The organism is Fusicatenibacter saccharivorans (assembly GCF_027667425.1).
Classification (GTDB): domain Bacteria; phylum Bacillota; class Clostridia; order Lachnospirales; family Lachnospiraceae; genus Fusicatenibacter; species Fusicatenibacter saccharivorans.
Window position 1 is genome coordinate 1554 of the sequence record NZ_JAQEGR010000042.1, and the last position, 216, is coordinate 1769.

The window sequence follows — 216 nt, forward strand, 5'->3', positions numbered from 1 at the left end:
TTTAAAACCTTTTTTTCTGTACTTTGTACACCAGACCAGATGATACTGCAGAGAGTACACATATCCTCTACCATAGGAAAGACCATTTTTATTAATTGTAAACATATCTTTCTTCATAAAAATAGTATACCATATGCATAGGAATATATCAAACATTTGTTCCTTTTTTTGGTGCAAATTTTGCGCGTCTAACTCATCACTACTACAATATATTTA

1 pseudogene is annotated in these 216 nt (G+C 30.1%); it reads right to left on the reverse strand.

What is annotated here, in order from left to right:
• A pseudogene (locus tag PGS38_RS17725) lies at positions 1-105 on the reverse strand (IS200/IS605 family transposase); the annotation flags it as partial.
• Positions 106-216: the final 111 nt, after the last annotated feature.